This window comes from Robiginitalea sp. SC105 (genome assembly GCF_014243345.1).
Taxonomy (GTDB): domain Bacteria; phylum Bacteroidota; class Bacteroidia; order Flavobacteriales; family Flavobacteriaceae; genus Robiginitalea.
The window spans coordinates 925,394-942,129 of sequence record NZ_JACLZF010000002.1 but is presented as its reverse complement, the minus strand read 5'-3'; the positions used below and the strand labels follow the sequence as shown (position 1 = coordinate 942,129).

The 16,736-nt window shown below is 55.9% G+C and carries 12 protein-coding genes; 5 read left to right on the top strand and 7 right to left on the bottom strand.

Annotated elements, in window-relative coordinates; genetic code table 11:
* Positions 1 to 6: 6 nt before the first annotated feature.
* From H7F20_RS13260 to H7F20_RS13250, 3 genes are read right to left on the bottom strand one after another with little or no spacing between them, the layout of a single operon-like run.
* A complete protein-coding gene (locus tag H7F20_RS13260; protein ID WP_185786649.1) occupies positions 7 to 1,332 on the bottom strand; it encodes a (Fe-S)-binding protein in 1,326 nt (441 codons plus the stop codon).
* Positions 1,332 to 2,300 carry an MlaD family protein gene (locus H7F20_RS13255; protein WP_185786648.1) on the bottom strand — a complete coding sequence of 323 codons (969 nt, stop codon included), beginning with the start codon at positions 2,298 to 2,300 and terminating at the stop codon, positions 1,332 to 1,334. Before H7F20_RS13255 ends, H7F20_RS13260 begins: the two co-directional genes overlap by 1 nt.
* Before the next feature lie 54 nt (positions 2,301 to 2,354).
* On the bottom strand, positions 2,355 to 3,629 hold the full coding sequence (locus H7F20_RS13250) for an N-acetylmuramoyl-L-alanine amidase (protein WP_255444154.1): 1,275 nt from the start codon (positions 3,627 to 3,629) through the stop codon (positions 2,355 to 2,357).
* A gap of 224 nt (positions 3,630 to 3,853) precedes the next feature.
* Here H7F20_RS13250 and H7F20_RS13245 point away from each other — a divergent pair, with 224 nt between their 5' ends.
* Together H7F20_RS13245 and H7F20_RS13240 are read left to right on the top strand one after the other, a co-directional pair.
* Positions 3,854 to 6,520, top strand: coding sequence for a putative LPS assembly protein LptD (locus tag H7F20_RS13245; RefSeq protein WP_185786646.1), 2,667 nt, complete (start codon positions 3,854 to 3,856; stop codon positions 6,518 to 6,520).
* A 13-nt stretch (positions 6,521 to 6,533) separates the two neighbouring features.
* Positions 6,534 to 6,917, top strand: a complete 384-nt coding sequence (locus H7F20_RS13240; RefSeq protein ID WP_185786645.1) for a RidA family protein — start codon at positions 6,534 to 6,536, stop codon at positions 6,915 to 6,917.
* A 57-nt stretch (positions 6,918 to 6,974) separates the two neighbouring features.
* On the opposite strand, the gene H7F20_RS13235 is transcribed toward H7F20_RS13240, so the two are convergent.
* The 4 genes from H7F20_RS13235 to H7F20_RS13220 form a co-directional block, all read right to left on the bottom strand.
* A complete protein-coding gene (locus tag H7F20_RS13235) occupies positions 6,975 to 7,826 on the bottom strand; it encodes an N-acetylglucosamine kinase (RefSeq protein ID WP_185786644.1) in 852 nt (283 codons plus the stop codon).
* A gap of 80 nt (positions 7,827 to 7,906) precedes the next feature.
* On the bottom strand, positions 7,907 to 8,908 hold the full coding sequence (gene gap / locus H7F20_RS13230; RefSeq protein ID WP_185786643.1) for a type I glyceraldehyde-3-phosphate dehydrogenase: 1,002 nt from the start codon (positions 8,906 to 8,908) through the stop codon (positions 7,907 to 7,909).
* A 19-nt stretch (positions 8,909 to 8,927) separates the two neighbouring features.
* On the bottom strand, positions 8,928 to 9,914 hold the full coding sequence (gene pfkA, locus H7F20_RS13225; protein ID WP_185786642.1) for a 6-phosphofructokinase: 987 nt from the start codon (positions 9,912 to 9,914) through the stop codon (positions 8,928 to 8,930).
* Between the two features lie 144 nt (positions 9,915 to 10,058).
* On the bottom strand, positions 10,059 to 14,447 hold the full coding sequence (locus H7F20_RS13220; protein ID WP_255444153.1) for a translocation/assembly module TamB domain-containing protein: 4,389 nt from the start codon (positions 14,445 to 14,447) through the stop codon (positions 10,059 to 10,061).
* A gap of 161 nt (positions 14,448 to 14,608) precedes the next feature.
* On the opposite strand from H7F20_RS13220, the gene tsaD reads away from it, so the two are divergent.
* The 3 genes from tsaD to H7F20_RS13205 are packed head-to-tail and all read left to right on the top strand — an operon-like array spanning position 14,609 to position 16,728.
* Positions 14,609 to 15,637 (top strand): tRNA (adenosine(37)-N6)-threonylcarbamoyltransferase complex transferase subunit TsaD, encoded by a 1,029-nt coding sequence (gene tsaD, locus H7F20_RS13215; RefSeq protein ID WP_185786641.1) that lies wholly within the window; start codon positions 14,609 to 14,611, stop codon positions 15,635 to 15,637.
* Between the two features lie 39 nt (positions 15,638 to 15,676).
* Positions 15,677 to 16,024: a TfoX/Sxy family protein gene (locus H7F20_RS13210; protein ID WP_185786640.1), complete on the top strand. Its 348-nt coding sequence runs from the start codon at positions 15,677 to 15,679 to the stop codon at positions 16,022 to 16,024.
* The gene (locus tag H7F20_RS13205; protein ID WP_185786639.1) at positions 16,021 to 16,728 is read left to right on the top strand and encodes a 16S rRNA (uracil(1498)-N(3))-methyltransferase; all 708 of its coding nucleotides are present in this window, start codon (positions 16,021 to 16,023) and stop codon (positions 16,726 to 16,728) included. The genes H7F20_RS13210 and H7F20_RS13205 overlap by 4 nt, the downstream gene beginning before the upstream one ends.
* The last annotated feature ends 8 nt before the right edge of the window (positions 16,729 to 16,736 follow it).

Sequence of the window (16,736 nt, the reverse complement as noted above, 5' to 3'; positions counted from 1 at the left end):
TCCCATTTATGATTCGTCTTTCCAATTGAGCCGGTCCATTTGATTAAAGGGCCAGGGAGCCCCGTTATTCTCGATATTCCCCATCATCACGTTCAACTCCTGGGAAGCGGCCGACTGTTCCATTACCAGGTACCGCCGCATGTCCATGATGATCGACAGGGGGTCGATGCTGACCGGACAGGCTTCCACACAGGCATTGCAGGTGGTGCAGGCCCAGAGTTCCTCCCGGGTGATGTAATCGTCCAGCAGCTGCCTGCCATCGGGTTCCCATTGACCGTTATTGGCCTCGATCGCCCTGCCCACCGACTCCAGGCGGTCTCGGGTATCCATCATGATCTTGCGGGGCGATAATTTCTTCCCTGTCTGGTTTGCCGGGCATTCGCTGGTGCACCGGCCGCATTCCGTACAGGTGTAAGCATTGAGCAGCTGAATCCTGCTGAGGTCCATGACGTCCGAAGCTCCGAATTTGGCCGGTGGCTCCGCATCCTCCGGGGGGGCGGCATAGGGGTCCGCATCCGGGTCCATCATCAGGGCTACCTCCTTCCGGACAGATTCCAGGTTTTCAAAGGCCCCCTTTGGTCCAATCTTGCCCCAGTAGGTATTCGGGAAGGCCAGCAGGATATGGAGGTGTTTGGAATAGTACAGGTAATTCAGAAAGAACAGGATCCCAAGGATATGCAGCCACCAGGCGGACCGTTCCACCAGCACGAGTGTCCCTTCCCCCCAACCGGACATCAGTCCGGCCAGGACCGAGCTGACCGGGTAGGCCCCGGCCTGCACATAATGGTCTGCCCCTGTCTGCTGCAAACTGAAGTCCGCCGCATTCATCGTCAGGAACAGCAGCATCAGGATGGCCTCAATATACAGGATCCAGTCCGCGTCTTTTTTGGGCCAGCCCTTCATTTCCGGTTTCCAGAAGCGGCGGATCCGCAGCGCATTGCGTCGCAGCCAGAAAACCACCACAGCCACCAGGACCAGGAGGGCCAGGATTTCGAATGTCGCAATCAGCACGTCATAGGCCGGGCCCAGGAAAGCAAAGATCCGGTGGGTACCGAAAATACCGTCGATGATAATTTCCAGCACCTCGATATTGATGATGATAAAGCCGAGGTAAACGATGATGTGCAACAAACCGGCGATGGGCCGTACCACCATCTTTTGCTGCCCGATGGCAATCCGGGCCATCTGACGAAAGCGCTCGGATCGCGATCCTTCCGGTGCCACTTCCCGGCCCAGCCGGATATTCCGCAACAGCCGGCGGATATTCCGGGTAAAAAATCCGATGCCGGCCACCAGTGCCAGCAGAAAAAGGATGTTGGGAAGGTATTGCATTATTCGGGCTGCTTGTTCTCTGCCGGGTCATCGTCCGGGAGGGTGTATTCCTTTTGCTTTTTGCCGAAAACCGAGACATTCACATACCGTTTCGGATTTAGCCTGAAATCCTGCAGCAACAGGTCCAGTTCCCGGGAAGCCTCGGACAGGTTTTCGTACAGGGATTCGTCCTGCATCAGCCGCCCCATGGTTCCTTCACCGCTTTCGATACGGGCCACGACGCTGTTCAGGTTGGACAGGGTTGCCTCCAACTGGGCGATGGTCTCCCCGAGACCTGCGCTGGCCAGGGTATCCGATACAGTGGCCAGGTTCGCACTCATCCTTTCAAAGTTCCCGATGGTGGTATCCAGCTTGCTTTGGTTCTCATCGAGGAAGGTGTTGAGCCCGTCGGCCGTTTGACGGAAACTCTTCATGAGGGCATTGAGGCCTTCGATGCTTTCCCGGAGGTTCGCCTTGGTGGAATTATCCAGTATCTGGTTGAAATTGATCAGCAGGGAATCTGCGTTCGAGACCGCGCCCTCCACCTTCATCTGCAGGGGGGTCAGTTTTTGTTGTACCAGCTCCGTGAGGCCCGGGCGGATACTGGACGGCAGCGTATCCCCGCTTTTGGCTATCGGGCCGTCGTCAAATTCGGGTTGGATCTGGATACCTTTCCCGCCAATGATACCGGTGTCGAACAATTCGGCCTTGCTGTTCCTGGAAAAATCAAAACTCTTATTGACCGTAAAGGTCACCAGCAGTTTTCCGGAACTGTCCTTGAACCGGATATCGTTGACCGTCCCGACAGTGTAGCCGTTGATGCTCACCGAGGTACCGGTCTGCAGGCCGCCTACATGGTCGTATACCGCATAGAAGGTTTTGCTGTCGTCAAAAAGCGGGGTGGATTTAAGGTAGGAGAAGCCTAATATGAATAACAGGATACCACCGATTACAATGATCCCCGTTTTTATTTCCCTGGAAAGTTTCAATAGCGCTGTATTGGGTTCCTAACAAAATTAGAAATAATTTTTGGATGGGAGTGCTCAATTGTCCAGCATCTCAAGCGCCTTTGGAACGGGAATGCGATTTCCCTCGTGGTAGGCGACGATATAGGCCGCAGGATAGCCCCGCTGGGCAGCGAAAGTCTGTAGTTTCTGGGCATCCGCATAAGACCGTGTATCGCCGTAGAGGACGCGGTACATGTTCTGGTAGTGTTCCTTGGACAAATTGGGCAACCGGCCGAAGGCGGCGGAATTCAGGTCCGGATCCCGGCTGACGGCAATGAGCTGGACCTTGAAGCTGATCCCCAGGGTTTTGGCCCTTGCCGCATCCTGCGAAGTAGCTGGCCCCGTCGTTTGCGGCTTGTCCGCGGACAAAGCCCCTGCATCCGGTTTGCCTGCTGCCGGGGGCTGCTGCGACCCCCCGGTTGCCGGCGGTTGCGCCTCCTCCGGAGAACTGGTTACCGGGGGTATGGGCTCCTCGTTTGCGGGCAGGCCGGTATCGGCTGGTGCGGTCTGCACCCCCCCGGAATTGGAGGTAGTTGCCGTTTCGTTTATCGGCGGCTGTCCCTGGGCCACAAGCCCGAGGTCCGCTTCCGAACCCAGGCTCTCCCGGTAGGCCTTGATTGCACCGGCAATGGCCTTGCCCATCTTTTCCTGCCCGCTTTCGGAATTCAGAAAACGACCTTCTTCCTTGTTGGTCAGGAACCCGGTTTCCACCAGGACGCTCGGCATAAACGTCTGGTGCAGGACAATGAACCCTGCCTGCTTCACCTTGCGGTCGTTCCGGTTCAGCTCGCCTGTAAAACGATCCTGCATCAGTTTCCCGAGCAGGATGCTCTGGTCCAGGAACTCCTCCTGCATGATGGTCAGGCCAATGACGGACTCGGGGGAATTGATATCGTACTCCGCATACCGCGTCTCGTAATTGTCCTCCAGGTAGATCACCGAGTTCTCCTTTTTGGCTATCTCGAAATTCTGTTCGTTGGCATGCAGCCCCAGCACAAAGGTCCCGGCCCCGTGGGCGTTGGACGTATGGGAATCGCAGTGTACGGAAACAAAGAGGTCTGCCTTGGCCTTGTTGGCTATTTCCCCGCGGACATAGAGGTCCACAAAGCTGTCATCCTTCCGGGTGTAAATCACCTTCGTGTTAGGTAGCTTTTCCAGTTCCTTCCCAACTTCAAGCACGATGTTCAGTGCAATATTCTTTTCCAGATAGCCATTGCCCAGGTTGCCAGGGTCATGCCCCCCGTGACCTGCATCGAGCACCACCGTAAAGGGTTCCGGCACCCCGGCATTCCCGGGGGTGGCCTGGCCCATGATCCCTGTGGAAAACACAGAAAGGACCCCTAGTATCATTATCGTTCTCATCGCCCTGTTTCTCGAGTTTCTATCCAATTTCACGCGGGTTAAATTTGTTCTAATGTGCAGGTTTCAGTGGGAAAAATATGTAAGTTTGACCACTGATTCCGTCGCCGACCCGTACAAAAATAGGATTTATCAACTTGCAATCAAATATACATCTGCTTCTTTTAATGGGTCTTATGCTGCTGACCCCGGGGCTAATGAGCGCACAGGAAGACATCGCCCGGCCGCTCCCGGTTAAGCCGCTCGGGGACACCCTGGTAGCGCCCCAGTTGCCGGCAGACCTGCCCGGGGCGACGGTCGCAGCAGATACGACCAGGCAGTCGGTCCCGGGCTCCCAGGGAACCATCCTGGACCAGATTAAGTACAATGCCAAGGATTATGTGCGGATCAGCCAGCGCGAACAGAAGATCTACCTGTACAACGAGGCCGAAATTTACTACCAGGATACCGAGCTCAAAGCGGGCATCATTGTGCTGGATTACGTCCGGAATGAGGTCTACGCCGGGCGCATGAAGGATTCCCTGGGCAACTATTCCCAGCTTCCCTATTTCAAGCAGGGGGAAAACGAGGTCATCCCCGATTCCATCCGCTTTAATTTCGACACGGAAAAAGCCATTATCTGGAATTCGCGCTCCGAACAACAGGCAGGCCTTGGCCAGTTGGGCAGCGATGCCATGAAGGTCTATGCCCAGCGCACCAAAAAGGAAAACGATTCCGTTTATTTCCTGAGCGAGGGCAAGCTCACGACCTCCAAGGATACCATCGACCCGGATTATTACATCCGGGTGCGCAAGGCGAAATTCGTGCCCAAGAAAAAGGTGATCGCCGGCTACAGCAACCTGTACATCGTGGATGTCCCCACTCCCATCGCCCTGCCTTTTGCCTATTTCCCGCTCACAACGGGCCGGACGGCAGGCATCATGATGCCAACCTTCGGGAATGACCCCAACCGTGGCTATTTCCTGCAGAATGGCGGGTATTACCTGCCCATCAGCGACTATGTGGACCTGACCCTTACCGGTGACCTGTACACCAACGGGAGTTACGGCTTCCGGACCCAGTCGGTGTACTCCAAACGCTACCGCTTCCGGGGGAACGTCAATTTCCGGTACGAAAACCTGGTGCGCAGCCAGAAGGGCTTCGACGATTATTCCAGGACGACCATCTACAATATCCAGGTCAGCCACACCCAGGACCCCAAGGCCAACCCGAATTCCCGGTTTTCGGCTTCCGTGAACCTGGGGAGCAGCCAGTATTACAGGAATTCCCTGCTGCAGCAGAACCTGCCCAACACCCAGGTCAATGACCTGTCGTCGTCGGTTTCCTATTCCAAGACGTTTCCCGCCTACCCGTCGGTGAACGTCAGCCTGACAGCAACCCATAACCAGAATACGAATACGGATGCGGTGAGCGTAACCCTGCCCACCCTCCAGGCGAGCATGGAGCGGATATTTCCCCTTGCCCCGAGGGAAGGGGTAAAAAAAGGGGTATTCCAGAACATCAACTTCCAGTACGACCTGAACGCCCGCAACAGCATACAGACCACCACGGAGGACTTCCTGACCGGCCGGATGTTCGACGAGGCCCAGATGGGCGCGCGCCACCGCATCCCGCTGGCCACCAACTTCAAGGTGGCCAAATTCTTCAGCGTCAGCCTCGGGGGCACCTACGAAGATGTCTGGACCTGGCAGACGCAGGACCAGGTGTACGACCCGGAAACCGAGACCATTGTGCGGGATACCATCCAGGGATTCGACCGATTTAACCAGTACAGCCTCAACGCCAGCCTGGGCACCACCCTCTACGGCCAGTTCAACTTTGGGGAGGATCGCAAGATACAGGCGATCCGCCACGTGGTGCGGCCCACGGTCAGTTACGGCTGGGCGCCCTCCTTTGACCAGTACTACGAAGAGGAGGTCAATCAGGCTACGGGGGAATCGCTGTTTTTTACGCGTTTCCAGGGCTCCCTCTACGGTTCCCCCAGGCAGGGACAGTCCAACTCCATGTCATTCTCCCTGGCCAATACCCTGGAGGCCAAGGTACGCGACCGGGACTCCACTGCCACAGAGCCCAAAAAGATCTTCCTGCTCAACAGCCTGAATTTCAGCACCAGTTACAATTTTGAGGCCGATTCCCTGAAACTGAGCCCGATTAGCATGACCGGGGGGACCAACCTGTTCGACAACAAGGTATCGGTGAATTTCGGGGCCAACCTGGACCCCTATGCCATCGACAATACGGGAAGGCGCATCAATACGCTCAACGTCAACAACGGCGGGGGCCTCCTCCGGATCACCAATGCCCGCCTGAACGTGACCTACAGGCTGAGCAGCAAGGATTTTGAAGACAGGGATACGGAGATCGACGAGGACAACCCTTATGACGGGGACACCTATGTAGCGGCGAGTGGTGGGCGGACGGACGACCTTTTCGGCCGGGCCAACGACCTGAACGCGACTGCCTTTGACAACCGCGACCCGGACGATATCGAAAACCCGGCCTGGGGTTCAAAGATCCCGTGGAACCTCAACCTTTCCTATGCCATGAACTATTCGAACACCAACCGGAACGGCCAGCTGACCAACCATGTGCTGATGTTCAACGGGAATGTGACCCTTGCGCCCCGCTGGGATGTCTCGGTGAGTTCGTCCTACGATTTCGTCCGCAGCGGTTTCGGACTCACCCGTCTGGGGTTTGCCCGCGATTTAAAGAGTTTTAAGCTCACGTTCGACTGGACGCCTTTCGGCAACCTGGAGCGGTGGTATTTCTTTATCGGTATCAAGGCGAGTATCCTCAGCGACCTCAAATGGGAGAACCGCAGCCAGCGGTCCAATTTCAACTAAAAAACGGCAGACCATGAAAAAGATCATCAAAACGGACCAGGCCCCTGCGCCTATAGGGCCTTATAACCAGGCGGTGCAGGCCGGCAATACGCTTTACGTATCCGGGCAGATCGCCCTGGACCCGGCCACCGGGGAGCTTGTACAAGGCAGCATAGAAGCGGAAACGGAGCAGGTAATGCAAAACCTGTCGGTCGTGCTGAAGGCAGCAGGTTACAGTTTCGGGGATGTGGTAAAAGCATCGATTTTTGTCGCCGACATGCGGCAATTTGCCCAAATCAACGCGGTTTACGGCAAGTATTTCGAAACAGCTACGGCACCTGCCCGGGAAACCGTGGAGGTTGCCAACCTGCCGAAATTCGTGAATGTGGAAATATCCGTGATTGCGGTCACGGGGTAACTACCCGGTTTCAGACACTCTTTCCGGGCGCCCCCTTCCCCTGATCCGGGAAGAACCTCAAATCGTCTCCTTGTGGAATTCCACCAGCCCCTCGATGGGCCGCTGGCGGATCTGGCCCAGCACCAGGTCGTTGCGCTCCACGACGGCCTTGAGTTCCTCCTGCAAGTAAAAGGCAATGCTGCCCACAAAATGGACGGGAACTTTGGTGGCCAGTTCAAATTGCATAACGTGGTTGTTGATAAACTGCTGGAAGCCTTTGTCGATGACCCCTTTGCAATAGGGATGTTCCTTATGCTCCACGATAAAGCGCGCAAACGTGGCCAGGTACGTGTTCGGGTTGGGCTTTTTGTAGAGGTTTTCCTTGATCACGTCGGCGTCCAGGTTGTATTCCTTTTCGAAAAGGTGTGCCAGGTCCTGGGGCATCTTGTGATAGTAGAAATCCCGGACCAGCTTCCTCCCGAAAAAATTCCCGCTCCCGTCGTCCATGAGGATGTACCCAAGGGAGGTTACTTTCTGCAACAGCTGGTGCCCGTCGTAATAACTGCAATTGGAACCGGTACCCAGGATGCAGACAATGCCCTGGTGTCCGATCTTGGTGGTTGAATAGATCGCCGCATACGTATCTTCTTTGACCACCACCTTGGCGTTCGGGAAGAATTCCCCGAAAATTTCACCGAGGAACCGACGCATCCGGTCCGTGCCGCATCCCGCCCCGTAAAAATACAGGCGGGTTACTTTTTTAGCATTCCGTGCCAGTTCCCAGTTGTTGGCGAGCCTTTCCTCGATTACCTCTTTGGAAAGAACCTCCGGGCTCAATCCGAGCGTTTGGGTCATAAAAAGCTGGTCGCCCTTGCTGTCCATGGCAATCCAGTCGGCCTTGGTGGCCCCGCTGTCGGTGATCAGTACCATAAATTTCGCGTAAATTCAGCAGAAGCCTCCCGGGACCGCTGACGGGGTCCCGGGAAGCCCCGGCTGTTGTTGATTGAATATTACAGGTTGTGGACGTGGAGTGCCAGGTCTACCAATTTGTTGGAATACCCTGCTTCGTTGTCGTACCAGGATACCACCTTAAAGAATTTGCTGTTCAGTTCGATACCGGCATCCGCATCAAAAATGCTGGTCCGCGTATCCCCCACGAAGTCCTGGGAAACCACCAGCTCGTCCGTATAGCCGAGGATGCCCTTCAGGGGGCCTTCCGAGGCGCTTTTCATGGCTTTTTTGATTTCCTCGTAGGACGTCTCCTTCTCGAGGCGTACGGTCAGGTCCACGACCGAAACATCCGCGGTCGGAACCCGGAAGGCCATCCCGGTAAGCTTGCCTTCCAGGGCCGGGATTACCTTGGTGACGGCTTTGGCCGCACCTGTGGCAGCCGGAATGATGTTCAGCAGGGCGCTGCGGCCCCCGCGGAAATCCTTCTTCGAAGGACCGTCGACCGTTAACTGGGTCGCCGTGGTGGCGTGGACGGTAGTCATCAATCCTTCCGCAATGCCGAAGGTATCGTCCAGCACCTTGGCGATCGGCGCCAGGCAGTTGGTGGTGCAACTCGCGTTGGAAACGATTTTGTCCGAGGCTTTGGCCTCTTTGTGGTTGACGCCCATTACGAACATGGGTGCGTCTTTGGAAGGGGCGGAAATCACCACCTTCTTGGCGCCGCCGTCGATATGCTTCTGGGCCGTGTCCAGGGTGGTGAAGATCCCGGTGCACTCTGCAACGATGTCGGCACCAACTGCATCCCACTTAAGGTTTGCGGGGTCGCGTTCCGCAGTTACGCGGATGGTCTTTCCGTTTACCACCAGGTTACCGTCCTGTACGGCAATCGTGCCGTTGAACCTACCGTGGACCGAATCGTATTCCAGCAGGTAGGCCAGGTGCTCCACATCCAGGAGGTCGTTGATGGCTACCACGTCGACGTTGTCGCGTTCTGCCGTGGCCCTGAAGACCAGGCGGCCAATTCTTCCAAATCCGTTAATTCCTATTCGCAATGATGCCATGTTGAAGTGTTTTTGATGTTTATATGCTCATTATGTCGGAAACCCGTACGAGTTCCCGGTCTATCTTTGTATGCCCCTTGATCGCCTCGGCAATCGGGGTCAAAACGATTTCGTTGTCGATGATGCCCACCATCAGGTTGGTTTTCCCGCCAATCAGTGCCTCCACGGCCTTGACACCCATACGGCTTGCCAAAACCCGGTCGAAGGCCGTGGGCGCCCCGCCCCGCTGCATGTGCCCGAGTACGGAAACCCGCACGTCGTAGATGGGCAGGTGCTCCTCCACGTATTCCTTCAGTTCAAAGACGTTTTTACCGGTTTTATCCCCTTCGGCAACCACGACGATACTGGAGGATTTCCCGGTTTTCTTGCTGCGCCTCAGGGATTCCAGCAACCGGTCCAGGCCCAGGTTTTCCTCAGGGATGAGGATTTCCTCGGCACCCGCCGCAACCCCGGCATTCAGGGCAATATGCCCTACATCCCTGCCCATTACCTCCACAAAGAAGAGGCGGTTGTGGGAGCTGGCTGTATCGCGGATCTTGTCGATGGCTTCCACCACCGTATTGAGGGCCGTGTCGAAACCCAGCGTATACCGGGTTCCGAAAATGTCGTTGTCGATCGTCCCGGGGATCCCGATCACCGGAAAGTTGAATTCTTTGTTGAAAATGGTAGCGCCGGTAAAACTGCCGTCCCCGCCGATTACCACAAAGCCGCTGATTCCTGCATTTACCAGTTGATCATGGGCTTTTTTACGGCCTTCCGGTTTTTTGAAATCCTCACATCGGGCCGATTTAAGGATGGTACCCCCCTTGTTGATGATGTTGTTCACGCTCCGGGCGTTCATAGCCACAAAATCCCCTTCAATCATCCCCTGGTAGCCCCGGTAGATCGCCATACACTCCACATTCATGTAAGCGCAGGTCCGAACCACGGAGCGGATAGCGGCATTCATACCGGGGGAATCCCCTCCGGAAGTCAGCACCGCAATCTTGTGCATTGGTTTGTCCATGAAAAAAATTCGAATTGCAAAATTAACAAATTTCTGCCCAAAAAAGAACGGGAACGGCCCAGATTTAGGAATCCTTCATTGCGAAATCGTTTTCGTAACGAATTTGGCAAATTCATATGTTTTTAAAAAACCCACACCTGACCGTCATTGCCGCGGGCGGTTTTTGGAATAGAACCGGATCAGGCTGTCGTTGCCCATAGTGGCTTCCGGCGGGGGTTTCACCCCGGTTGTATCCATTTGCCGGCGGGGGGGTGCAGGTGCTGCCTGCTTGCGGAACACACGGCGCAGCAGGTCCCGGAAACTGTTGAAATCCACCTCGTAGGACAGGCCGACTCCCTGGGTATACCCCTGGCGGTCTGCAAGGAACTGCCGGATCTCGTTCTGGCGGTTGAAGATACGCATACTAAGGGTCCCCTGTTCGTTCAGGATCAGCTGTACCTCCGCATCGCCGGCAACCGCCGATTCGCTGTATCCGCCCACGGGCACGCCAAAACGTCCGTTGAACAGGATCCGGTCGCTGATCTGGGTGGAGACCGTCACCCCGATTCGGTCGCTGTTCGCCTCATTCACCCCGGCGGCATCAGGTCCCCGGTAGCCCGCCTCGTAGGATAACCCGAGGTTCAACTTGTCACTGCTGTTGCCGAGTACCTGGTTGAACAGGCTGGAGGTGGCCGTCTGGAGGAAGCTCCCGGCCACCGCCGATTGGTTGAGTCCGCTGGATTCATTCACAAAGGTTCCCTGGGCCAGCAGGAACAGCGCATTGCGCTCCTCCACCGTCGGGTCCTGAAGGCGGTATTCCAATTCGGATTTAACGATGGAACTCGTCCCGGGAAAACCTATTTCAAAATCCACGCTGGGCTGTTCCAGTTCCCCGGTCAGCCGCACGATGACCTCGGTGGGGATGCTTGGGGTGTAGCCGGCACTCTCCAGCAGGGGCGCCGGGTTTGCGTTCAGGGAATATACGGCTTCCATGTTGAGGATGGCATCGAGCGGGTCCCCATCCCAGTTGATGGTGCCCCCTGGCTCCACCCGGAAGGTTTTGTCGATCACCCCGCCGTACTTCAGGTTGTACGAGCCGGTCACCACCACGAAATCCCCCCACATATTGAATTTGCCGTTGGTATTGATCTCCATGAATAACAGCCCGGCCCCGGTGCCTTTGAGGGAACTCCCGGTCTGTTGGTCCACTACGATCTCCACCTCGGCCTCAGGAGTGACATCCAGGTCAAATTCCAGTTCCAGGCCTTCGTAATCCCGAAGGGTCCGCTCCGCTTCAATGGTCCGGCGCTGGTCTTTTTCCACAAAGTTGATAAAGCTGTAGTCCCCCAGGCTGGCAACATCGCTGATAGGGATTTTGAGGGAAGTGCCCCGTGCCGTGGAGCCCTCAAACTTGATATTCAGCGCATTGGTCGGGCCGTAGATTCTCCCGGTCCCGCTGGCAAAAGCCGTCCCATAATAGAGTTCCTCCTCATCGTATTCCGTGTTGAGCAGCAAAAACCGCTGCCCGCGTGTATCCACATCCAGATTCAGGCGCCAGTCCCCGAAGAACTGATGGCTGATCGTACCATCCAGGAAAGCTGTGGTGCCTTCGGCCGTATCCGTGAGCAGGACATTCTGGAAATCGAAGGTCTGGTTGAACAGGCGTACTGCCGAATTGGGCCCGAAGTCATAATTGACGTTGAGGTACGGGATTCCCAGGCCGGCATCGTTGAGGGTCAGCAGGCCTGAAAATTCCGGGTTTCGCAGGTCGCCGATGATCCGGGTACTGCCATTGACAGTCCCCCTTATCCGATCGATCACGCCATCCCCAAGGGGGCTGAAAGGCTCCAGTTCAAAGCCGTTGAAGCTCGCATTGAGGTTCGCCGTGGGCGCCTCCCCCTGGTTGAGCACCGTGCCGATCACGGAGAATTTTTCGCGCCCGTTTTCCGTGATCTGCGTATTGACAGAAAATTCGGTGAGGTCTTTGTTGCCGACCATGCCGATATCCAGTTCCCCCAGTTTTATCCCGTTCACCCCGAAGTCCGAAATATTGAGGTTGCCAATGGGCAGGTAGATGTCGTCCTCCTGCCGGACATTGAGAACGCCGTTGATTTCCCCGCTGAGCTTCAGGCTGTCGATGCTCGGGGTAATCTTGCCCAGGGAAACGATCTTGAAGCGCAGCTCCAGATCCTTGTAGGTGGAATCGGCCATTTCCCCCCTGAGGATGATTTCCTCCCGTTCCTGGTTGTTCATCACCACCTCCTCGATCCGGATACTGTCCAGGGTCCGGTTGATGATGACCTTGTTCCGGTCGTTGCCCTCCCGGTTGAGCACCCAGGTATTCCCCTTGAAGCTGACCTCCGAGCGTTTGAGGCCGATGACGGATTTGTTGTTTTTATCGAAGGTGTGGTAAAAGTTCAGGTTGTAGGTGTCGTTGTACTCGCTCCCGCCCTTGAACTCTGTCCGGAAAAAGAGCGTATCGGTCAGGGTGGTGTTGATGAGTTCAAAATCCTTCAGGTTGTAATAGACCGTAGAAACATCCGCCACGGATACATAGGTGTTGAACAGCGGGTTTTTGTTGTCGATGCGGATATCGAGCGAGTCCAGGCGGTTTTCAAAGGCAGAGATATAAGGGGATCGGAAATTCAGCTTGAAGTCCCCTTCGTCGGCCAGGATGTTGCCGCGGATAAACGTGTTGGGGCCAAAGGAAACCTCCGGGAAAAACACGTCGACAATCTTGTTGTAGATCCGGAAATTAAAGGCCAGTTCCTGTCCCTCGGATATTTCGTAGGGCTTGTAATTCGTGTAGATGCTGCCGATGGAGTTCTGCACCAGTTTCCCGAGCTCCCGCACCTTGAAGCGCCCCCGCATATAGCCGGTGATGATGTCCGGGGAATTGATCTCCACGGTGCGCACCGTATCCGCGTCAAAGCTCGAAACGATCTGGAAATCGTCAAAGAAATAGGTATTGTTGGGGTTCTGGTACTGGGTCTTGCTGAAGCGGATGTCCCCGCGGATGTTGTCCAGGTCGCTGCCGGTTATGTCCATGTCGATATCCCCCTGGAAAATCGACAGGGTATCCCGGATAAAATTGAGGCGGTACAGGTCCGCGTAATCGACCGAGGCCACAAAGTTGAAGCTGTTTGGCTCGCTCCCGAAATCGGCCAGCCCCTTGAAGGTAAAGACGAAATTGGGATCCTTACTGTTCAGGGAACCGTCAAACAGCTGGTCCTTCAGGATGCCGGAAACGGAGATGTCCGAATAGGCGTACTGGTTGAAGGAGAGGGAGTACACCTCCCCGATCACCTCGGTGTTGAGGCCCGTACTGGTAAATCCCTCCCCCTCCACGTTGACGTCCAGGGAAGCCTTCCCCAGGGAGGAGTTCCCGGTAAACGCCCCGAGGTCAAAATCGATGAGGGAAACAAACCCCTTGTAGGAAGCCCGGTCGATGTCGTTGACGTCGGTCAGCTGAAGGTCGGCGTAGCTGCTGCCGATCCGGCTGGTGATATTCACCTGTGCATCCACACTGGTCTCGGTTACCACCGCTTCGCCCCGGAGGGTAAACTGCCCGAGGCGCTGGATGGTGCTGGGGATCGAATTCCCGAGTAATTCGGGCATCAGCCCCCGCAGTTGGTAGTAGGTAGTGGTGATGTCACGTATGGACGCCTGCATCCGGAAGGGCTCTCCCCCGCTGTCAAAAAGGCTCCGGAATGCAAAATCCCCCCGGATGCCCGTGTTGTCGGTTACCAGGAGTAGGTTCTCCAGGTAGAGGTCATTCAGCGTCCCGCGGATATCCGTGCTGAATTCGGCTGTTTTCCCCGTACCGAAGGCGTCGTAGAGCCGGTTCACCTCGTCCAGGGCGACCACCGATTGTTCAAAATGGGCCGTCACCTGCACCTTGTTTACAAAATCCGCAAAGTCTTCCCGGTTGTAGTCAAAGACCAGTTCCCCCTGCAGGGCCGATTCCGGGGTGCGGATCCTCAGGGAATCAAACCGCATCTGCTCCCGGGTATACGTGAAGAAAGTGGAAAGGTTTTCAAGGGAAAGATCCCGGGCGCTTTTGAGGGAAAGGGCCCGGATATCGGTCCGGACCTCGGGCCCCTCGATGGTGAAATCGCCGGCCTCGATCTCCAGCCGCTTAAAATCCAGGATTTCCTGGCTTTCCAGGTTTTCATCCCTCAGCAGGAAACGGCTGCGATCAATTTCCACGCCCGAGGCGTAGAAGTAAAACGGGGGGGTGCCTGGGGCGCGGGGTTGCCCGTCATCCAACTGGTCGATAAATATCCCCAGGTTGGTATCCGGGGCGTCCCTGTATGTTTTCATGTTGAGGTACAGGCTGTCGATCTCGATATCCCCGAATTCCAGCGTACCCCCGATGACATCCCGGATACTCAGTATGGAAGTGCTGAGCCGGTCGATATAGATGAGGGTATCCTGCCTGTAATCTTCCACATAGATCCCGTCCAGGGCCGTGTCCCAGCTAATCAGCGATATCCGTACGCGTGCTATCTGGATATTGGTCCCGAATTCCTCGTTGAGCCGGTCCGTAGCCATGCGGGCCAGGCGCGTCTGAACGGCGGGGATCGAAAGAAGTACCGTCCCCAGTACGCAGAACACCAGGAGCGCCAGCAGGATGCGGACGACTATTTTACGGAGTTTTCTGATAGGGCGTATTCATTTACCTTTGTACAACCAATTTCTGTTCCAAAACCGCGATGCCTGAAAAAGACATATACCTGCTGGCCATTGAATCGTCCTGCGACGACACGTCCGCGGCCGTTTTGCACGGGCGAAAAATGCTGAGTAATGTAGTGGCTACCCAACAAATTCACCGGGAATATGGTGGTGTGGTGCCCGAATTGGCCTCAAGGGCCCATCAGCAACATATCGTCCCCCTGGTACACCAGGCGCTGGCCAAGGCAAATATCGACAAAAAACTCCTATCAGCCATAGCTTTTACGAGGGGTCCGGGGCTCATGGGTTCCCTGCTGGTAGGCACTTCGTTTGCCAAATCCCTTTCCCTGGGCCTGGGGATCCCATTAATCGAGGTGAACCATATGGAAGCACATATCCTGGCCCACTTTATAGAGACCCCCGGAAAGGAACCTCCCCCCTTCCCCTTCCTGGCCATGACCATCAGCGGCGGGCATACTCAAATCGTCCTGGTCAGGGGCTATTCCGATATGGAGGTCCTGGGGGAAACCCTGGACGATGCCGTGGGGGAAGCCTTCGACAAAACAGCCAAACTGCTCGGGCTGCCCTATCCCGGTGGCCCGCTGATCGATAAATACGCTGCAAGCGGGGACCCGGAGGCCTTCGATTTCCCGATCCCCAAGGTCCCCGGTTTGGATTTCAGTTTCAGCGGGCTGAAGACCAGCGTGCTGTATTTTATGCAAAAACATACGGAGGCAGACCCGGGCTTTATCGAACGGGAACGCGATAACATCTGTGCGTCCCTGCAGCGCACCATCGTGACCATCCTGATGCAGAAACTCCGCCGCGCAGCCAAACAAACCGGGATCCGGCACGTGGCCATTGGCGGGGGTGTTGCCGCCAATTCCGGCATACGCAAAGCCCTGGCCGAAGCCGAGTCAAAACTGGGCTGGACTACCTATATTCCTCCTTTCCAGTACTGCACGGACAACGCCGGCATGATAGGAATTGTAGGATATTTAAAGTATCTTGATGGCAGGTTTTCGGACCTGAGCGTCTCGGCACAGGCCAGATATAAAATCGGAGGATAATCGGATGAGCAGGACACCCTGATGGCTTACAGCAAAGACTTGGAAAATCGCCTGAACCGGTTGCTCATGCAACGGGGCGAGGCCGTACAGGAAGAACTGACCGTCAAATACATGTTCGGGGGCCTTGCCTATATGTACCGCGGCAAGATGAGTGTGGGTATCGTGGGGGAATCCCTGATGGCCCGCGTGCCGGCCACCCACATGACCGAGGCCCTGCTTCGGGAGGGCGCCCGGCCGATGGATTTTACCGGACGCACCATGAAGGAATTCGTGTTTGTGGACCCCGAGGGTTTCCGGGAGGATACCGACATGAATCAATGGATCGACTGGGGCCTGGAACACGCACGGAGCAAAAGCGCTTCGGCCAAACCCCTTTCCGAGAGATGAATTATTTCTACCACCCGCTCCTGGACACCAGCGTCCACCAATTTTCATTTTCCCCCGAAGAGAGCCGGCACATCGTGAAGGTGCTACGCAAAAGGGCAGGCGACCAGCTGCATATTACCAATGGGAAGGGCTACCTGTTCACTGCTGAAATCATGGAGGCCGATCCCGACCGCTGCATGGGTCGGATCCTTGATACGCGGAAGATGCACCAGAAAATGTACCACCTGCACCTGGCCGTTGCGCCTACCAAAAAGATGGACCGCTTCGAATGGTTCCTTGAAAAGGCTACGGAAATCGGGGTCAACCGGATCACCCCCATCATCTGTGAGCGCTCCGAGCGCACCAAACTCCCGATGGAACGGTTGCAGCGGGTCATACAGGAAGCGATGAAACAGAGCCTGCGCACCTATCTGCCGGAACTCGACGAACCGGTCTCCCTCCCGGATTTCCTCAAAAACGGCCAACCCGTGCTGAAGTTTATTGCACATTGCGAGGATGACGAAAAAATGGACCTTAAGCGCCGGGTGGCCGCAGACAAGGACGTGGTTATCCTCATAGGACCTGAGGGCGATTTCAGCCGGGACGAAATCGAAATGGCGGTCGACAGGGGGTTTATACCGGTATCCCTTGGGGAAAGCAGGCTGCGGACCGAAACGGCTGCCCTTGTGGCCTGCACCACGGTCAACCTGATCAACAACGGCTGACAAAATAC

What these genes read in the sequence shown, in the direction of transcription:
- H7F20_RS13260 (WP_185786649.1), bottom strand. Translation starts at nt 1,332, where the DNA reads ATGCAATACCTTCCCAACATCCTTTTTCTGCTGGCACTGGTGGCCGGC.
- H7F20_RS13250 (WP_255444154.1), bottom strand. Translation starts at nt 3,629, where the DNA reads ATGGGCCAGGCCACCCCCGGGAATGCCGGGGTGCCGGAACCCTTTACG.
- H7F20_RS13245 (WP_185786646.1), top strand. Translation starts at nt 3,854, where the DNA reads ATGCTGCTGACCCCGGGGCTAATGAGCGCACAGGAAGACATCGCCCGG.
- H7F20_RS13240 (WP_185786645.1), top strand. Translation starts at nt 6,534, where the DNA reads ATGAAAAAGATCATCAAAACGGACCAGGCCCCTGCGCCTATAGGGCCT.
- H7F20_RS13235 (WP_185786644.1), bottom strand. Translation starts at nt 7,826, where the DNA reads ATGGTACTGATCACCGACAGCGGGGCCACCAAGGCCGACTGGATTGCC.
- gap (WP_185786643.1), bottom strand. Translation starts at nt 8,908, where the DNA reads ATGGCATCATTGCGAATAGGAATTAACGGATTTGGAAGAATTGGCCGC.
- pfkA (WP_185786642.1), bottom strand. Translation starts at nt 9,914, where the DNA reads ATGGACAAACCAATGCACAAGATTGCGGTGCTGACTTCCGGAGGGGAT.
- H7F20_RS13220 (WP_255444153.1), bottom strand. Translation starts at nt 14,447, where the DNA reads ATGGCTACGGACCGGCTCAACGAGGAATTCGGGACCAATATCCAGATA.
- tsaD (WP_185786641.1), top strand. Translation starts at nt 14,609, where the DNA reads ATGCCTGAAAAAGACATATACCTGCTGGCCATTGAATCGTCCTGCGAC.
- H7F20_RS13205 (WP_185786639.1), top strand. Translation starts at nt 16,021, where the DNA reads ATGAATTATTTCTACCACCCGCTCCTGGACACCAGCGTCCACCAATTT.